At 44.8% G+C, this 17,985-nt stretch carries 16 protein-coding genes; 5 read left to right on the top strand and 11 right to left on the bottom strand.

The genetic code is table 11. The features are described 5' to 3' along the window. Window positions 1-2: 2 nt before the first annotated feature. Both ABXT70_RS08540 and ABXT70_RS08545 read left to right on the top strand, forming a co-directional pair. Window positions 3-1,133 carry a DUF1501 domain-containing protein gene (locus ABXT70_RS08540; protein WP_443640069.1) on the top strand — a complete coding sequence of 377 codons (1,131 nt, stop codon included), beginning with the start codon at window positions 3-5 and terminating at the stop codon, window positions 1,131-1,133. A 45-nt stretch (window positions 1,134-1,178) separates the two neighbouring features. Then, window positions 1,179-1,796, top strand: coding sequence for an SOUL family heme-binding protein (locus ABXT70_RS08545; protein ID WP_443640070.1), 618 nt, complete (start codon window positions 1,179-1,181; stop codon window positions 1,794-1,796). On the opposite strand, the gene ABXT70_RS08550 is transcribed toward ABXT70_RS08545, so the two are convergent. Then, window positions 1,793-2,968 (bottom strand): Gfo/Idh/MocA family protein, encoded by a 1,176-nt coding sequence (locus ABXT70_RS08550; RefSeq protein WP_443640071.1) that lies wholly within the window; start codon window positions 2,966-2,968, stop codon window positions 1,793-1,795. The two genes, ABXT70_RS08545 and ABXT70_RS08550, sit on opposite strands and share 4 nt — an antisense overlap. Window positions 2,969-3,189: 221 nt before the next feature. On the opposite strand from ABXT70_RS08550, the gene ABXT70_RS08555 reads away from it, so the two are divergent. Then, on the top strand, window positions 3,190-3,576 hold the full coding sequence (locus ABXT70_RS08555; protein ID WP_443640072.1) for a helix-turn-helix domain-containing protein: 387 nt from the start codon (window positions 3,190-3,192) through the stop codon (window positions 3,574-3,576). A 60-nt stretch (window positions 3,577-3,636) separates the two neighbouring features. Here the strand turns inward: ABXT70_RS08555 and ABXT70_RS08560 are convergent, their stop codons facing one another. From ABXT70_RS08560 to ABXT70_RS08580, 5 genes are all read right to left on the bottom strand, one after another. Beyond that, window positions 3,637-5,997 carry a tetratricopeptide repeat protein gene (locus ABXT70_RS08560; RefSeq protein ID WP_443640073.1) on the bottom strand — a complete coding sequence of 787 codons (2,361 nt, stop codon included), beginning with the start codon at window positions 5,995-5,997 and terminating at the stop codon, window positions 3,637-3,639. A gap of 151 nt (window positions 5,998-6,148) precedes the next feature. Next, the gene (locus tag ABXT70_RS08565; RefSeq protein ID WP_443640074.1) at window positions 6,149-8,716 is read right to left on the bottom strand and encodes a tetratricopeptide repeat protein; all 2,568 of its coding nucleotides are present in this window, start codon (window positions 8,714-8,716) and stop codon (window positions 6,149-6,151) included. Window positions 8,717-8,906: 190 nt separating this feature from the next. Beyond that, complete coding sequence (locus tag ABXT70_RS08570) at window positions 8,907-9,851, bottom strand: carbohydrate kinase family protein (RefSeq protein ID WP_443640075.1); 945 nt, start codon at window positions 9,849-9,851, stop codon at window positions 8,907-8,909. 128 nt (window positions 9,852-9,979) lie between these two features. Beyond that, window positions 9,980-10,744, bottom strand: coding sequence for an enoyl-CoA hydratase/isomerase family protein (locus tag ABXT70_RS08575; protein WP_443640076.1), 765 nt, complete (start codon window positions 10,742-10,744; stop codon window positions 9,980-9,982). Further along, window positions 10,741-12,045: a phenylacetate--CoA ligase family protein gene (locus tag ABXT70_RS08580; RefSeq protein ID WP_443640077.1), complete on the bottom strand. Its 1,305-nt coding sequence runs from the start codon at window positions 12,043-12,045 to the stop codon at window positions 10,741-10,743. Before ABXT70_RS08580 ends, ABXT70_RS08575 begins: the two co-directional genes overlap by 4 nt. 268 nt (window positions 12,046-12,313) lie before the next feature. On the opposite strand from ABXT70_RS08580, the gene ABXT70_RS08585 reads away from it, so the two are divergent. Next, window positions 12,314-12,541 carry a hypothetical protein gene (locus ABXT70_RS08585; RefSeq protein ID WP_443640078.1) on the top strand — a complete coding sequence of 76 codons (228 nt, stop codon included), beginning with the start codon at window positions 12,314-12,316 and terminating at the stop codon, window positions 12,539-12,541. A gap of 154 nt (window positions 12,542-12,695) precedes the next feature. On the opposite strand, the gene ABXT70_RS08590 is transcribed toward ABXT70_RS08585, so the two are convergent. Together ABXT70_RS08590 and ABXT70_RS08595 are read right to left on the bottom strand one after the other, a co-directional pair. Continuing rightward, entirely contained in the window at window positions 12,696-13,232 is a 537-nt protein-coding gene (locus tag ABXT70_RS08590) for a DUF1643 domain-containing protein (RefSeq protein WP_443640079.1), read from the bottom strand. 49 nt (window positions 13,233-13,281) lie between these two features. Beyond that, window positions 13,282-13,650 (bottom strand): glutaredoxin family protein, encoded by a 369-nt coding sequence (locus tag ABXT70_RS08595; protein ID WP_443640080.1) that lies wholly within the window; start codon window positions 13,648-13,650, stop codon window positions 13,282-13,284. 585 nt (window positions 13,651-14,235) lie between these two features. Here ABXT70_RS08595 and ABXT70_RS08600 point away from each other — a divergent pair. Beyond that, complete coding sequence (locus tag ABXT70_RS08600) at window positions 14,236-14,856, top strand: alpha-ketoglutarate-dependent dioxygenase AlkB family protein (RefSeq protein ID WP_443640081.1); 621 nt, start codon at window positions 14,236-14,238, stop codon at window positions 14,854-14,856. Between the two features lie 46 nt (window positions 14,857-14,902). Here the strand turns inward: ABXT70_RS08600 and ABXT70_RS08605 are convergent, their stop codons facing one another. From ABXT70_RS08605 to ABXT70_RS08615, 3 genes are all read right to left on the bottom strand, one after another. Beyond that, entirely contained in the window at window positions 14,903-15,205 is a 303-nt protein-coding gene (locus ABXT70_RS08605; RefSeq protein ID WP_443640082.1) for a hypothetical protein, read from the bottom strand. A gap of 101 nt (window positions 15,206-15,306) precedes the next feature. Beyond that, window positions 15,307-15,801, bottom strand: coding sequence for a hypothetical protein (locus ABXT70_RS08610; RefSeq protein ID WP_443640083.1), 495 nt, complete (start codon window positions 15,799-15,801; stop codon window positions 15,307-15,309). A gap of 559 nt (window positions 15,802-16,360) precedes the next feature. Next, complete coding sequence (locus ABXT70_RS08615; protein WP_443640084.1) at window positions 16,361-17,959, bottom strand: choline dehydrogenase; 1,599 nt, start codon at window positions 17,957-17,959, stop codon at window positions 16,361-16,363. Window positions 17,960-17,985: the final 26 nt, after the last annotated feature.

A 17,985-nucleotide genomic window follows, 5' to 3' on the forward strand; every position in this document is an offset into this window, starting at 1 on the left:
TCATGAATAGAAGAGACTTTATTAAAACTTCTGCAGCCTCGGCAGTCGCTTACACCATGGGCCATAGTGTTTTCTCTAGCGCATCAGACTCAAACATAGGTAACATTTTTGTCATTCTACTGCGTGGGGGCATGGACGGGCTATCGGCTGTGCAGCCCCTCCAGGACAAAACGATATTTGATATTAGAAGCAGCTGTATCGTAGAAAACACACAGCAACTTGATGGTGACTTTGGCTTACACCCTATTATGAAGAATTTTTCTGATCAGTGGAACGCAGGCAACGCCAGCATTGTCCATGCAACAGGGTTTAATTATTATGGACGGTCACATTTTGAAGGCCAGAACGTAATGGAGGGCGGTGGTGGGGCCCCCTATGCAACCAGCACAGGCTGGCTTGGCAGGGCCATGGAAGTCTCAAGCTTATCAAGCTTAGCCCTTACTTTACCTACCCCTTTAATTTGCAAGTCTACAGCAATCACTGAAAGCCTTTACCCTTCCAATTTTAAAAAAGACATTATGACGGATAATGAGACGCTACTTGAAGGCATATGGAAGGGCGATATGGCGCTCTCAAAACATATCAAAAGCACCTTAAAGTCTTACGGCCGTTATGATAGAAATAATCAACCTGAGTGGCTTGCTAAAGAAGTAGCCAAGCAAATGAGTCAAGTTGGTGGCCCAAAGGTTGGATTCGTAGAATATTCTGGGTTTGACACTCACTCCAGCCAAGGGGGAGAGCATGGTAATCATGCACGCCACCTTAAGAAACTTGATAAAATTATCCACTCATTTGCTTCGTACTCAAAAGAAGTTTGGAACAACTCAATTGTAATCACTGTGACTGAGTTTGGGCGCACGGCAAAAGAAAATGGCACAAAAGGCACAGACCATGGCGCCGCTTCGGCCATTTTCCTTGCAGGGGGGCTAATTAAGTCATCGAAGGTTATTGCCGACTGGCCAGGGCTTAATAAAAAAGAGCTCTTTGAACAGCGTGATCTACGCCAAACTACTGATGCGAGGGATGTTTATGGTGATGTCATACATCACGCATTTAATATATCAAAACAAAAGATCAAAGAAAGTGTTTTTCCAGGGACACAGCAAAACTTAAATTTGGATATATGGGGATAATGCATGTACCATTTGCATGTAACTCATTAAGGAGGATTTAATTACATGGTAAAGCGTCTATTGTTGGGACTGATCACCGTATTGTTGACTGAGTATTCTATGGCCATTGAAGAACCTACATACACTGTTATCGAAGCCACTGAAGCATTTGAATTGCGGGCATACGAGCCAATGATTGTGGCAGAAACACGCGTTTCAGGCACCCTGGACGAAGCATCTAGGGCAGGATTTAAAATTATTGCAGGTTACATTTTTGGTGATAATACGTCGAGTTCTAGTGTGAATGATAAAATTAGCATGACGGCTCCTGTGAGCATGCAACTGCAGGCAGAAAAAATTAATATGACCGCGCCGGTGAGTATGCAACAAAACGATGGGCAATGGCTTGTGCATTTTGTGATGCCTGAAAAATATACCCTGGACACCTTACCTACTCCTAACAATCCAGCTGTAAAGTTAAGAGAACTACCTGCACATAATTATGCAGTTATCCGCTTTTCGGGGTTTACCGGTGCCATTAAGGTTGACAAAAAAATCACCGAACTAATGACATGGTTAAGGGATAAGGGCATCAAACCCATTAGCGAGCCAGAAATGGCACGCTACAATGCACCTTGGTCATTACCCTTTATGCGTCGCAACGAAATTATGGTGAGATATTAATTAACATTTTTTAATGCACACGATACCCATGCGCCAGTGCGGTTAGATTCAATCGAAGCTTCAACAAAGCGCACGCCATCGACGCCGTCTGCAATCGTTGGGTAGGCCAGTAAACCATCTGCTAACACAGCACCCTCTCGGCGCGCCTGAATTGCCACAGCAAACTCTAGATAGAGGTTTGCCCATGCATCCGTTAAAGCTTCAGGATGCCCACGAGGCATGCGCAACAAGCGCTCTGTTGCCGGACTCATGCCTGATCCATAGCCACGAGAAATAATTTTCTCAGGTGCCCCTACAGAACGCAAGTTCAGGAATTCAGGCTGTTCTTGATTCCACTCTAGCGTGGCTTTGGAGCCGCATATTCGCAGGCGTAAGCCACATTGACTGCCCGCCATAGTTTGGCTGACCATTAAAGTACCTGGCACCCCACCTTCAAAACGAAGTTGCATAAACGCGGTATCTTCCAATACCTTGGGTTTACCAGTGACATAGAAATCTGCACGTAATGCCTCAATCTGCAAACCCGATACAAAGCGAGCCAAATGTTCAGCATGAGTGCCGATATCCCCCACAGTAAATGATGGTCCATTTTGAGCAGTATCGAGCCGCCAAGGAGCGTTATCACCTTGGTCAGTTATCTCCATCGCCCAATCTTGGAAATACTCCACATGGATTTGACGTATGTGCCCAAGGTCACCCTGGCGCACCATTTCTCGGGCTTGCCTAACCATTACATGTGCCGTATATGCGTATGTCACACCAAAAACCACACCCGCTTCACTGTGCACCTTGGCTAGACTCAATGCCTCGTCTAGGGTGGTGGTGAGGGGCTTATCAGAAATAACGTCGATACCTACTTCCATAAAAGCTTTGGCAATGGGGGCGTGCAAATGGTTAGGGGTAACAATACTAACCGCTTCAATGCCGTCTTTACGAGCAGCCTCTGTTCTCGCCATTTCACGGTAGTCGAGATAGATTCGATCGTCCGCCAGCAACCACGCCTTGCCTGACGCTTTAGCGCGTTCTGGGTTTGATGATAGCGCCCCTGCGACGATATCCCAGCGATTGGAAAGACGTGCTCCGTTTGCATGTACTTCACCAATCAAAGCCCCCTGCCCACCACCAACAAAACCAAGTCGTAAGCGCCTTGAGGGGAGCGGAAATTCATTCATTTTAATGTCCATAGCAGTTTCCTAAAGGGTTGTATTTAGTCGATCGATTTATTGGAGTCTATGTTTATCAGCAGCAGTTTCAAAGTGCCGTTATACTTTTAGAGCCAAGGGCCATTTAATGTTAACCGACCAAGCTGAGCCAAGCTGGACAATGCTATCCTTTTGATTTTGAACCTTTAACATAGTATGGTAAAGGTTCATTCATAACCCTACGAGATTTCATGCCTAACAGCAAACCGAATACCCCCGCCCTTATTTTAAGTACTCGAATTATTAATGCTCGCCAAGCGTGTGGCTTTACACAAGCACAACTGGCTATGCGAATAGGTGTTAAAAAAAGCACTCTTGTAAACTGGGAGAGCAGTCGCTCAAGCCCTAGAGCCAATAGATTGATAGAACTAGCAGGCATCTTAAACGTACCCGTGTTGTGGCTAATTGCTGGCTCTGATGCACCACCCGAGATCACTGCACCCGACCTAACTGAAACATTAATGCTGGAGCAAAAGTTAGATAAAGCTGACTCGCTAGTTAATGAACTATCCGCCCTCGTTTCCGACCTTCGCGGACATACACGACGGGTACAAAGGGATATAGACGAAAGCTACTGACCCAAATATCTCTTTACCAAAAAAATTTTATAGCAAAAGTAATCAATAATACCGGCCCTACTAGCAGTGTTCAGGCACAAAAATGTCATCGGGCGGTTTGCCATCATAATAGCGCTGGTACACTTGCTCAAAACCATTTTCAAGGTGTTTGGTAAAAAGCGCAGTGTCAAATAAAGGTGCTGATAGCCGTTTGTCTGCAAGTGTTTTTCGGATCTGCGCTAGACGCTCTGGGTTTGTCGCCAAATTGAGTATCAACGCCTCGTACTCCTGCTCGGTTTCTGTGATTAACTCGGGTAGGCCAACTGCTGTCAGCAGGCTTGCTGCAGCCCGTGCAGAAAATCCTTTGCCAGCTTTTGTGACCACCGGCAGCTCAGCCCAAAGGGCTTCAGACGCTGTGGTATGGGCATTATAGGCAAACGTATCGAGAAAAATATCAGCCAATTTTTGTCGCGTCAAATGCTCTTCCATCGGTGCCCAGCCCGCAAAAACCAGGCGGGATGGGTCGACACCACGGATCTCGGCATGCCTGCGCAAATTATCTTCAGACCATGCGTTTGAATTGCGCAGCCAAAGCACGCTGCCCTCGACCTTAACAAGGACCCGCATCCAGATATCAAATTCACGGGGTGATATCTTATAGTTATTATTAAAACAGCAAATTACAAAGCCAGCCTCGGGCAGACCCACTTCGGAGCGGGTCATCTGGCGTGTGGACATTAGTCGGGAATTGTCAGTGGGCAGAAAGGTGTTTGGCAACCTTAGTATGCGTTCACTATAATACTGCTCATAACCGTTTGGAATAACTACTGGATCAGCAATAATATAGTCAATAAAATCAGCCCCCATGGTGCCAGAATACCCGAGGTAATTAATCTGTATCGGGGCGGCGCGACAGGCGAAAATGCCTGGGCGGCTATTTTTTGTGTATCCAGTTAAGTCAATTGCAATGTCAATCTTGTGATGCCGAGCTAAGAGGGCCACCTCTTTACCATTCATGTCGCTGACATCAGTAAAGACATCAAACGCCTTGATAAGACGCTGCCGCATGTCGTCATTTTTGGCAGGTCCAATAGAATAGCCATACACCTCAAAACGCCCCCGATCATGCGTCTCAAGGACTTTGGCCATTAAATAGGCAACGGGGTGTTCGTGAAAATCTGCAGAAAAATACCCAATGCGCAAGTGCTGCGGTTTTTGCGACGGTCGATCTGCGAGAGGCAAAGGAGTGTTAGAGCTATATAATTTCTTCGTGTAGGTTTCCGATCGAACTCGATGACGCTCTGGCGCGTCTTCGAGGGACTGAAATACGAAAGGGGGGATGGGCTCAGTTGAGGTTCCCAATATGGCAATGAAGTCTCGGTCCTGCTCAACTGCTGCCCAATCACAAATATGTGCTTGCTGATCCAACTTGTTAGCACGAGCGGCCTGATAGTCGGGCTTGATTTTTAAAGCCATTTCATAACTTTTTATGCTGGCAACTAATGCACCGTTCTCCACTAGGGCATTCCCTTTATTATAGTAGGCATCAGCATAGTCAGGCTTAATCAGAACAGCCTGTTTGTAGCAGTCTATAGCCGCCTCTAATTCACCTTTAGCATTGAGGGCAATTCCCATATTGTTGTAGGCCTCAGCATAGTCAGGCTTGATTTTTAAAGCCTGTTTACAGCTTTCTATAGCTGCCTCTTGCCCGTCCTTACCCTCCAAGGCGACACCCCCCATATTACTATACGCCTCGGCATAGTCAGGCTTAATTTCTAGAGCCCTTTTATAGCTGCCTATCGCTGCCTCTGGATCACCCTTAGCATTCAAAGCATTGCCAATATTATTATAGACCTCAGCATTTTTAGGGTTGATTTTTAGAGCCTGTTTAAAGCTGTCTATGGCTGCATCGAATTGCATTAATCCTGCACTAGAAGCCCCAGCAATATTATAGAGGACAACTGAATTTGGGAATCTCTCCAGCATCTGATTGGCATCAGACAAAGCCTGTTGTAATCGTCCTTGAGTATAGAGGTTAATGATAGACTGAAGCTGGTCTACGGGAGGGTCTTGCGGATTGGCACTTGGCTTAGAAAGCCGTTTCTCTAACTGATCAAAAGCCTCACTTTTTGCGCCCTTCTCCTTTGCCTGAGAAAATACAGCTTTCGCATCTGTTATACGGCCTAACTTTATTAAAGCATCAATGTAGCTTAGCCAGAATTGACCTATGCCGGGATTAGCATCTAAAGCTGTTTTTAAGAAATGCAGTGCCTCTTGTATTTTACCCACACCCACAGATAGCACACCCATGTTATGGTTAGCGTCAGGATGTTTGGGCTGTGCCTTTAGGATAGAAGTATAGAGCCTATGTGCTTCTTGAACCTGGCCAGTTTTATGCGCTTCAATGCCTTTCTTTAGGCTTTCGTTTAATGTCAGTTCCACAAATCAGTCCATGATGCATTACTTTATGTAAGATTATACATGTTGTTGGTTAGGAAAATATCTGCTTTATGATGAACACCTAGTTTACTGTCCAAATGACTTATAGGGGTAATAAGATGACTCAGCGCTAGCGTATGTATTGTGATTTTCATCAGTATGAGAGCTCAAGAACAAAAATGTCATCGGGCAGTTTGCCATCATAATAGCGTTGGTACACTTGCTGATAGCCATCTTCTAGATGTTTGGTAAAAAGCGCAGTGTCAAATAAAGGTGCTGATAGCCGTTTGTCTGCAAGTGTTTTTCGGATCTGCGCTAGACGCTCTGGGTTTGTCGCCAAATTGAGTATCAACGCCTCGTACTCCTGCTCGGTTTCTGTGATTAACTCGGGTAGGCCAACTGCTGTCAGCAGGCTTGCTGCAGCCCGTGCAGAAAATCCTTTGCCAGCTTTTGTGACCACCGGCAGCTCAGCCCAAAGGGCTTCAGACGCTGTGGTATGGGCATTATAGGCAAACGTATCGAGAAAAATATCAGCCAATTTTTGTCGCGTCAAATGCTCTTCCATCGGTGCCCAGCCCGCAAAAACCAGGCGGGATGGGTCGACACCACGGATCTCGGCATGCCTGCGCAAATTATCTTCAGACCATGCGTTTGAATTGCGCAGCCAAAGCACGCTGCCCTCGACCTTAACAAGGACCCGCATCCAGATATCAAATTCACGGGGTGATATCTTATAGTTATTATTAAAACAGCAAATTACAAAGCCAGCCTCGGGCAGACCCACTTCGGAGCGGGTCATCTGGCGTGTGGACATTAGTCGGGAATTGTCAGTGGGCAGAAAGGTGTTTGGCAACCTTAGTATGCGTTCACTATAATACTGCTCATAACCGTTTGGAATAACTACTGGATCAGCAATAATATAGTCAATAAAATCAGCCCCCATGGTGCCAGAATACCCGAGGTAATTAATCTGTATCGGGGCGGCGCGACAGGCGAAAATGCCTGGGCGGCTATTTTTTGTGTATCCAGTTAAGTCAATTGCAATGTCAATCTTGTGATGCCGAGCTAAGAGGGCCACCTCTTTACCATTCATGTCGCTGACATCAGTAAAGACATCAAACGCCTTGATAAGACGCTGCCGCATGTCGTCATTTTTGGCAGGTCCAATAGAATAGCCATACACCTCAAAACGCCCCCGATCATGCGTCTCAAGGACTTTGGCCATTAAATAGGCAACGGGGTGTTCGTGAAAATCTGCAGAAAAATACCCAATGCGCAAGTGCTGCGGTTTTTGCGACGGTCGATCTGCGAGAGGCAAAGGAGTGTTAGAGCTATATAATTTCTTCGTGTAGGTTTCCGATCGAACTCGATGACGCTCTGGCGCATCTTCGAGGGACTGAAATACGAAAGGGGGGATGGGCTCAGTTGAGGTTCCCAATATGGCAATGAAGTCTCGGTCCTGCTCAACTGCTGCCCAATCACAAATATGTGCTTGCTGACCCAACTTGTTAGCACGAGCGGCCTGATAGTCGGGCTTGATTTTTAAAGCCATTTCATAACTTTTTATGCTGGCAACTAATGCACCGTTCTCCATTAGGGCATTCCCTTTATTATAGTAGGCATCAGCATAGTCAGGCTTAATCAGAACAGCCTGTTTGTAGCAGTCTATAGCCGCCTCTAATTCACCTTTAGCATTGAGGGCAATTCCCATATTGTTGTAGGCCTCAGCATAGTCAGGCTTGATTTTTAAAGCCTGTTTACAGCTTTCTATAGCTGCCTCTTGCCCGTCCATACCCTCCAAGGTGACACCCCCCATATTACTATACGCCTCGGCATAGTCAGGCTTAATTTCTAGAGCCCTTTTATAGCTGCCTATCGCTGCCTCTGGATCACCCTTAGCATTCAAAGCATTGCCAATATTATTATAGACCTCAGCATAACTAGGCTTAATTTTGAGAGCCTGCTGGTAGCTTTCTATCGCTGCCACTAGATCACCCTTATCCTTGAGGGCAATACCCATATTATTGTGGACTTCAGGATCATGAGGATTAATCTTTAGAGCCTGTTTGTAGCTGTCTACAGCTGCCTCTGGATCACCATTATCATTCAGGGCAATACCCATATTATTATATGCATCAGCATAGTCAGGCTCAAGCTTTAGTGCCTGTTTGCAGCTATCTACGGCTGCCTTTGGATCACCCTTAGCATTCAAGGCAACAGCCATATTGTTATAGGCCTTAGCATAGTCAGGTTTAATCTTTAAAGACTGCTTGTATTTGTCTATAGCAGCGTCAAACTGCATTAAACCCGCATTGGAAGCCCCAGCAATATTATAGAGAACGGCTGAATTCGGAAATTTCTCTAGCATTTGACTTGCATCAGACAAAGCTTGCTTCAGTTGGCCTTGGGTGAAGACGCTGATAATAGCCTGCAATTGGTCTGAGGGAGGATCTTGTGGATTAGTACTTGGTTCTGAAAACTGTTTCTCTAATTGATCGAAACCCTCACCTTTAGCACCCTTGTTCTTTGCCTGATCAAATACAGCTTTCGCATCAGCTACTCGGTCTAGCTTAATCAAAGTATCAATATAATTCAGCCAGAATCGGGCAACGCTCGGCTTAGTATCTAAAGCTGTTTTAAAGAACGGCAACGCTTCTTGAACCTGTCCAGCTTTATGCGCTTCAATGCCCTTCTTAAGAGCTTCGTCTAATGTCAGTTCCACAACTCAGTCCATGATGTATTCGTTGGTATGAGACTACCATATGAAGTAGACCTATTTGAATAACTTATCCAAACAACAAACTGTAATTAACCACAAGACTACTAAATCGTTAAAGCCTGTCTACGTTCTAATCCTAAAACCGATCTTATGACTTTATCACTTCAATTTAGGACCGTAATTACACAACCATTTACAGTTCACTGAGCCAAGGTGGGTTAGCGCCTTGTCGAGAGACATTTATACCCGCAACCTGAGTCGCATAAGCCAATGACTGCAATAGTTCTGCAGAGCTAATGTTTACTAATGCAGTTTTAGACAAAAGCTCTAGGTCAACCAGTTTGGCCAGCAAACCCGCATTAAACGTATCACCCGCACCAACAGTATCTACCACACATACTTTAGGCACATATTGATGCACAGTTTGGCCAGTGCTTAAATAAGCTGTTACACCATTACCTCCTTTAGTTACCACGACAATAGCCTTATTGGTACCGCGCAATAAGGCAACTTGTTGCTGTTCATCATGAGTGCTTCCCACCAACCAATCTAAATCTTCATCAGACACTTTAATAATATCCGCCACATTAATAATATTTTGCAAGCGTTGACGATAGCTTTGTTCATTGCTGATAAAATTTGCGCGTATATTGGGATCTAACACAATTACCATATCTGCCGAATACTTCTGTGCCAAAGCACAATAAGCATCAGCAGCAGGTTCATTAATTAAGCTAATACCCCCAAAATACAAGCTATTCGACGAGTTACTGTTACCTTTGAGATTAGATAAGTTGGGCAAATCAGCACACTCTACAGACCTGCCAGCACTATTTTCATCATAAAACGTGTAGCTTGCATGACCTTCGTTAAGGGTCACAAAAGCTAAGGTGGTAGGTGAGTTTGAGCGGATTAGATAGGACGTATCCACCTTGCTATCAACTAACGCTTGCTGCAGTTGCTGACCAAAGAGGTCATTTGAAACCCCCGACAACATGCCAACTTGAGTACCTAAACGTCCCAAGCCGATAGCCGTATTAAAAATCGCTCCGCCCACTAAGGGTGTAAAGCTGGTTTGCCCAGATTCTGACAATACTGGTACCATGTCAATAAGGGCTTCACCACAACAAATAATCAAGATTAATCCTCGTTTTTTAACGTCTCTAATAAATTTACTAGACTACTGCGCCCTCACTAAAACCCGTTTTTGCAATAGTAATATTGCAGACGCTGTGGCCGGAATCTGTGCTGACGGTGGTATTTAACTCATGAAAAAAGTTTAAGCAGCTTAGTTGTTTCAGGGTCCATAAAGCCACTGATTGTTGCTTCACGTTCCAGTGAAATTGCGGTATTAACATCAGTTGATGCTGTTTGATTTAAAACACGCTTCATGGCGTGTAACGACAATGACGGCAGCAAAGCTAGCTTTTCTGCAACTTTATTAGCGTCAGTTAACAATTGATCATCTGCTGACACCCGCCATGCAACGCCAGCTTTAAGAAGTTCATCTGCATTATATCGCTCTCCAAGCATTAACATTTCGCGGGCTTTATTTAACCCCACTAAAGCAGGTAACAAAGATGTCACTCCACCTGTAACAAATAAATTTAAAGAGACCTCTGGAAAGAATGCCTTAGCACTTTCACCCCAAATTGGGAAGTCACAATTGATCGCCCACTCAAAGCCACCACCTACTGCCCATCCATTTATCGCCCCAACTACAGGTTTAGCACCAAATGTAATTGCCTCAGTAGCGCGTTGAATGGCATCCACTAAACTGCGAGCCTGTGCCTCGTTTTCTGGGTGCACATGTTGATGACGATCATCTCCAGCACAAAATGCCCGTCCCTCACCGGTAAAGATAATGACCAAGGTATCAGGATCAGCATTTGCATCATTAAATGCTGCCGATACATCTTCAATCAATTGCCAGTTCATTGCATTTAAGCTATCTGGCCGATTTAGAGCAATAGTGCGAACTCCCTTGTCACTTAACGTGGACTTAATGCACTCATAAGCAAAACTCTTCATTTATATGTCCTCATAACTCGTTTGGTTTTACCCTCTGTTACAGGCAAACTTTTCGACGCCAAAATAGTAATTTTTGCACTTGCCCCAAGTTTGGTTTTAATTGCTGTCTCAACACGTTCAACCAAGCCTAATGACGCTTGCCCAATTTCTGAAAGTTCCACTTGTACTGGCAAAATATCATATGGAGGCTTTTTATCCAGCACAATTCGGTAGTCCCCAGATAATTCGTCAAAGCCATTAACAACAGCAGCAACCATTGTTGGAAATACATTAAGGCCACGCACAACAATCATATCGTCGCTGCGTCCCACCACCCTAAAGCGAAACCCAGTACGACCACACTTACATGGATCTGTTTCATCGATAGTAATAATATCACCCGATTTAAATCGCACTAGGGGTTGGCAATCCCGCCTTAAATGGGTGAGCACAAGCTCTCCTTCATTGCCTGCCTTTAGTGCTATATGCGCGCCACTGTCTGGATTAATTAATTCAGGATATAACACATCACCGGCTAAAAAATGGAGCCTGGTGTCATGTTTACATTGGGCCGCAAAATTTGAAAGCACATCAGATACTCCATAATTAGCATTACGCGGTTCCATACCCCATGTGCTACGAAACTTTTCCCTTAAAAGTGGATCATCAAGGCCAGCTTCGCCACCAAACAGGCCCAACTTTAGTCCTAAGTCCTTAGGTGATAGGTTTGGGTACTTATCTTTGAGAACGCTTTCTAAAACGGCTGGATAAGACGGTGTGCAGGATATTGCATTAATGCCAATCGCAAGGATTGTTTCTATTAACTTTTCAGTTTCCCCTACCCCATACGGCACAACAGTTGCACCTGTACGTTCTAGGGTTAAATGATCTGTTAGGCCACCCATCCACATTTGATAGTTCAAGCAATGCACAACTGTATGATCTGGGGTCAAGCCCGCTGACTGCTGACTGCGACCGCCAACAATTTCAGTAATTTCGCAATCAAGCGCCGATAGTGCCAAGTTCATTGCCTGGCCCGTGGTGCCAGAGGTACGATGATGCCGTGTCACTGAAGTGCGTAATGCTGCTAAATAATCACCATAGGGGGGGTGTTTTTCCTGAGAAATACGCAATTGGGATTTATCAGACAAAGGTAAGTTTTGGAGATCTTTTAAATCTTTTGGCGGTAATATACCATTCCATAGGTTTTGGTAGAAAGGCGAACTAGTTAAGACATAATGGCTTTGTTTTTGCCAGGCCGTTTGCTGATGAGAGAACAACTGGTCTTGTGATAATTCCATTGCATTTTTTAGTAATGTCATAATCCCACCCACTGCTGGCAAATGAATGAGAGTGTATCAATCACTTGTTCTTTATCTTGTGATATATTTTGACGTTTAAGATATATCAGTGCTTACTTAGGTAGATTACCACAACAATGGTTAGGAAATATGTCAGCTTTCTGTAGCCTAGTCACAGTCAATCACAAACTATAAACTTACCAAAAACCACATTCCCATTGGTAAATATGTAATTTTAAGAACCTGCAGTTATTTGCGCTGCAACAACTACTTAATGAGTAAAAGCGACATGAAACCAACAATACATAAACCGATGCTAAGGCCCACTCTTGCCCAAGCAGAAGCATTAATAGGTGGCTCCGTCACCTTAGTTTTTGAACAGGGAGACATGCAGGTGTTAGCAGATGAGGAAGGGTTGATGAAAAGTCTGAAGTTAAACAACGAAGCTACTGAGCTATGCGGCGTGCCAATTACAGGCAACGCCATTATCTTAACGGGAGATGCTAAGTGGATATAGCAGGGTAGCTGCAACCCGCTGACCTGAGCACTGTGCCAGTGAGCGCACAATAACTAAAATTTTGATTTGTATAAATAAAAATGGAGAACGCAGCGTTAAAAAATCCTGATTATCCATATACGAGACAAAGCCTTCCTTGAGGTTGCGAACCCTATTAGACCCGCCCTGAACCTGCATTGGCTTTAGCCCAAAGTTCGGGTTTTACTTGCTTGTTAAATGCCATAGGTAGAGGGACCAAGTCGCTCTTCAGATATAACGGGTGTGCTGGCTCACCTGATATATTCATTTTTATACAATACAGGTTTGTCAGCGCTACCCTCACCTCAGTTGATCTGCCTAGATAAATCCCATCATTCCCCCAGGCAGCCACAACAATACCAGCATCCGCAGAAAGTTTGGAAAGCCAAACATCGTTCTCTAATCCAACTGGATCACTTGCTGCCATCATGTCACTTGGAGCAGTAGCGCGAAATGCAAATAGGTTTGCCATACAGACACCACCGTAACCCCAAGATTTTGCGAAATTTATACATCTAATGAGTGTTGGGTCGTCATCTGTTTCATTAGCAGTGGATGGGTTTAATCCAACTATCATTGCGGATGGTTTAGTCTCATCCCAAGTACGCCAAAGTGCATACCGATACTTTCTGCAGTTTGACAATTTTGCATCAGTTTTCACATCGTGGTCCATACAGTATTCAAGCTGTGCGATTGATCACAGCCGATGTTAAGTGTAGAGATTATGTCAGGTTAAATTGGGTTTTAAGGTAGGCAATAATATCATTGGACTCATAGAGCCATTCCACAGAACAATCTGGTTTTGCGATTCTTAGGCACGGCACCCGGTGGAGGCCACCCTCACGCACCAGTTCTGCCTTAAGTGCACTATCATTCTTAGCATCCCGCAACTCAATATGCAGTGCGTGACGCTTTAATTCGCGGCGAACTTTTACACAAAAAGGACAGGCCTTAAACTGATACATCGATAGAGTAGCAGTCTCATCATCAATGGCTTTTTGCGCTGTTACCTCTCTAACCAAAGATTTAGGTGAGGTAAGAAAATCAAGAACCAAAATAATTTGTCCCAAGATCCATCGAATAACTGTCATTGGTTCGTTCCACCACGATTAATAAATTTAAATAGGCATCAACATACAATGCACAATCACAGCCATTGCTATTTTTGTAAAATATGATTGATTCACTAGTGGTTGTTGGTGACTAGGAACCATTTATAAGGCAATCATAACGGGCTATAGCTTACAGGGTTTAACCAAAGCCAGCCCTCTTTATTTGTGACAATATCGCCATAACGTGCGAATAGAATACGTAGCCATTTTGTGAGTAGCTTAAATACCGTCACTCCAACGGCACAGCAAATAGAAACGACAGTCATCCTTCTATTGTGGATCAGCTCTCCAAAGAAAGATCTAAAAGTTATTAACGATCTTATGATGTTCTCAGCCACAACTTTAACTGCATTTACTTCTGGTTATTTTCATTATAAATTTGGTTAGGCAGCTTTAAATCATTACACTATCCTTGTGTTAAGTATCGCGGCTTGTATCATTATGTTATTTACGTGGCATCGATATCGGGTTCATAAATTACATGCAGCTTAAGTTAAGTAGGCTCACTCGATTTCTATTGACTGATATGATCTCAAAAACAATCTGGATCTAGAGCCGTTTGATATGAACCTTTTTTCTCAATTGTTAGACCCCCCAATCAATTTGCTTCCCAGAGATGGCGAGGCCAATTATCACGGTGTTGTTTTAAACGCTGATGTTGCAGATTACTTTTTGGCATGTTTGCTTATTAATATTGAATGGAAAAGTGATGAGGCCATTATTTTTAATAAAAAGGTGATAACGAAACGTAAGGTTGCCTGGTATGCCAGCCAACCATTTGACTATACCTATTCGAAAATAACCCGATCAGCATTACCATGGACGAGTGAACTGCTTGATTTAAAAAATAGAGTGGAGACCATCAGTGGGGAAACATTTAACTCTTGCCTGCTCAACTTATATCATAGCGGAGATGACGGTATGTCTTGGCATAGTGATAGCGAAAAGCAGTTAAAACAAAACGGAGCAATTGCTTCTGTGAGTCTAGGTGCAGAACGTCAGTTTATTTTTAAACATAAAAAAACCAAAGAGACGCATGGTTCAGTTTTGCAACATGGTAGCTTGCTAATTATGAAAGGCATAACTCAAACCCACTGGATGCATCGCTTACCACCAATGAAGAACATACACTTCCCAAGAATTAATTTAACTTTTAGGACTATTGAGACAAATACTATTGAGTAAACATTGAGGTTTATCCAGTTTAAAAAATGGTTTTACTCAACTCTTATTAATCAGCATACTCATTCCTCAAGCACTTAATGGACATTTCTTGTGCCTTTGTTATTTGAGCGGGAGTCATTTTCTTAGCGATGATTTCTTTATGTTGACTACCCTTCGCAACACCGTTGGAGGCAGATATGTCGTACCACATATATGCTCGTTTATAGTCTCTGATAGCAGCGTTTCCTGAACTGTACATAAACCCCAAAGCATATTGATCCAGAGCATACCCTTGCTCAGCAGCCAAGGTATACTGCTTTGCAGCTTCCTTATCACTGATATATAGATTGGCAAGTCTGTGGATACACAATTAATCTAGCAAGAAGGGCATGCTTGATATGATGAATATTTGTTAGTCGTGAGCAACTTAGCTAGCCTCCAGAGTATGCTAATTATAGGTCTATCGCGTTATCAGGATCCTAAAAACTGACTGCCTGGGTACACTGTGAAATTGGAAACACATAAACCATTAGCACTTTGGCCACTAACATTAAGCTCAAACCAAATTGACCCACCTGCACTGCCTTTCTTAAAAGCTCCCTTTAAATGAAGTGTAACCTTCTCATTTAGTTTCTGATAACCTTCAAAACTATTCGAGCCTTTATACAGCGTCCCCATTATATTGGTCGATTTACCCGCATAGGTAAACATTGCAGATACTTTGCCCTCTTGGGGCCATTCCATAGTACTGATTAGGACTGTTCCCTGAATGCATTTGAGGATCACACCTCGCCATTGATTCTGATAAGTTGCTGCGACAATTTTCCCTTTATAGTGCGTGATTAGTGCATCAGATGAAGGTTCCTTATATAAATTTTGTTCTGGTGGTGCGTAGTAACTTGAACAAAAGGCCACACCAGGTATCGCCAAGGTTATAGCTAACAATGTGTAAACTAAATTCTTCATGGCACCACTCCTATATATTTTGAACAACCGAAGCACCATGGGCACAAACTATCTCAAAAAACACACAGAACATACACAACATACACAACATAAATATTCATACAGTCACTGAGTAGGCTAAACCATGGCTAACAACAGAATCAACTTTACCTTGCATAAGCCCTAGCTTTGGCAGATAACCATATCCCTATCGCTTGAAGAATAAGTAATATAATGAGCCACCTATGTGTTTATTTGCTCAATTCACAACAACAAACACAAGGATACGATAAGTAGTAAATACTACTGTCATAAGCTCATTATAGATAGAGGAATATTTCTGAAATTCTTGACCTTGTGACTGGGTCAGATTTATCTCTGGATTGGACCACTGATGACAATATCCGCTTCACAGTAACCGGATCAAAGCTCAAAAAGTTAAGTAGGACTAAAGATCATATCTGCCAAGTCCCACCACAGATGTTCGTCGATATGATCGCCTCTATTCCTCAAAGGGCCGTGCCCGTGAACAAGACCGTCCACCAACTGGCCCGCACATGGGGCATGAACACCCACCAGATTATGGAGTGGTTTTAATTATGTCAGCGATTTTCTCGGCCATCATGATGACCGGCGCGTTAAGATTGGCCGTGACACTGTGCGGCATGATGGATGCGTCAACCACACGCAGGCCTTCGGTATCGTGAACCCGGCCCTCTGCATCAGTGACCGAATCATCACCCGTTCCCATGCGACAGGTTGAACTGGGGTGGAATTCCGTAGTGGCGGCAGTGCGAAGCCAGGCGAGGATTTCGGCGTCGCTTTGCACGTCTTTGCCGGGGGCTGTTTCGTCCAAGCGTAAACCGTCAAAGGCTTTTTGGGCGGCCATCTCGCGGGTCCGCCGGACGCCATTGATCATGGCTCGCAGATCACTTTCCGCGGCAAAGAAATTATACTGGATTGACGGGTGTTGCGTCGGGTCGGCGGATTTCAGCATCACGTGCCCCCGGCTTTCGGGGCGCATCAGGCCCATGGAGAACATGAAGCCGTCATCGAAGTTCGATTCCGCATCACCCATATCAGCAGCAATAGGATAGAACTCGTGCTGCAAATCGGCATAGTCGACATCGTCAGAGCTTTTGAAAAAGCACCCGGTCTCACAAATGGTGGAGGCACCCAAGCCGGATTTCAGAAACAGCCATTGAAGGCCAATGCGATATTTACCGAGGCCCCTGAACTGGCCCGCCAGCGAAACACCCTTGGGCGTCGCGTAGGTGATGGCCACGATCGGGTGATTTTCTAGATTCTGTCCCACGGCGGGCACACTGGCCACAGACGCGATATTATGATCGGCCAGATGAGACGGATCACCCACACCTGACAACAACAACAGCTGAGGTGAATTAATAGTGCCACCGCACACGATTACTTCCTGGCTGGCCTCATAGGTGATTTGCTCACCATTTCGGTCGGCACGAATTCCGGTGGCGCGTTTGCCAACGAAGAACACCTTGTGGGTTAGCGTGTTGGTGACGACGGTCAGGTTAGAGCGACCCATCACTGGACGCAGATAAGCGCGCGCCGTACTGCACCGATTGCCATTCCGCGTGAAGCTCTGGGCCACGTGAAAGCCTTCGTGCTGGGCACCGTTCTGATCCAGCGTAATGGCATAACCCGCCTGCTCACCGGCTTTCAGAAATGCCTGGTGCAGCGGATGCGTGGCTTTACAGGTTTCAATTGTCTGTGGCCCATCACCGCCACGCCATTCACTGGCCCCCTTATCAGAGGTTTCCATTTTGCGAAAATAGGGCAAGCACTTATCGAATGACCAGTCGGGTAAACCATCCGCTGCCCAGCCATCATAGTCCCGCCGGTTACCCCGGTTGGCGACCATACCATTGATAGAAGACGATCCACCCAAAATCCGGCCGCGATGTTCCAGAATTTGCCGGCCATCACAATGGGGTTCCGGATCACCCAGATAACCCCAATCAAAGCGCGGATCACGAGCCGCCAGCGCACAGGCCACGGGCATCTGAACAAGTACGTTTTGGTCGCTGCCGCCGGCTTCCACCAGCAATACACGGACGGACGCATCTTCCGTAAGCCTGTTCGCCAACACGCACCCGGCGGAACCAGCACCCACAATGATGTAGTCGTAACTGTTCTGAGATGTCATCAGTTTCGTTCCATTAATTATCAAAC

It is taken from the genome of Candidatus Njordibacter sp. Uisw_039, assembly GCF_047730075.1.
Taxonomy (GTDB): domain Bacteria; phylum Pseudomonadota; class Gammaproteobacteria; order Pseudomonadales; family Balneatricaceae; genus Njordibacter.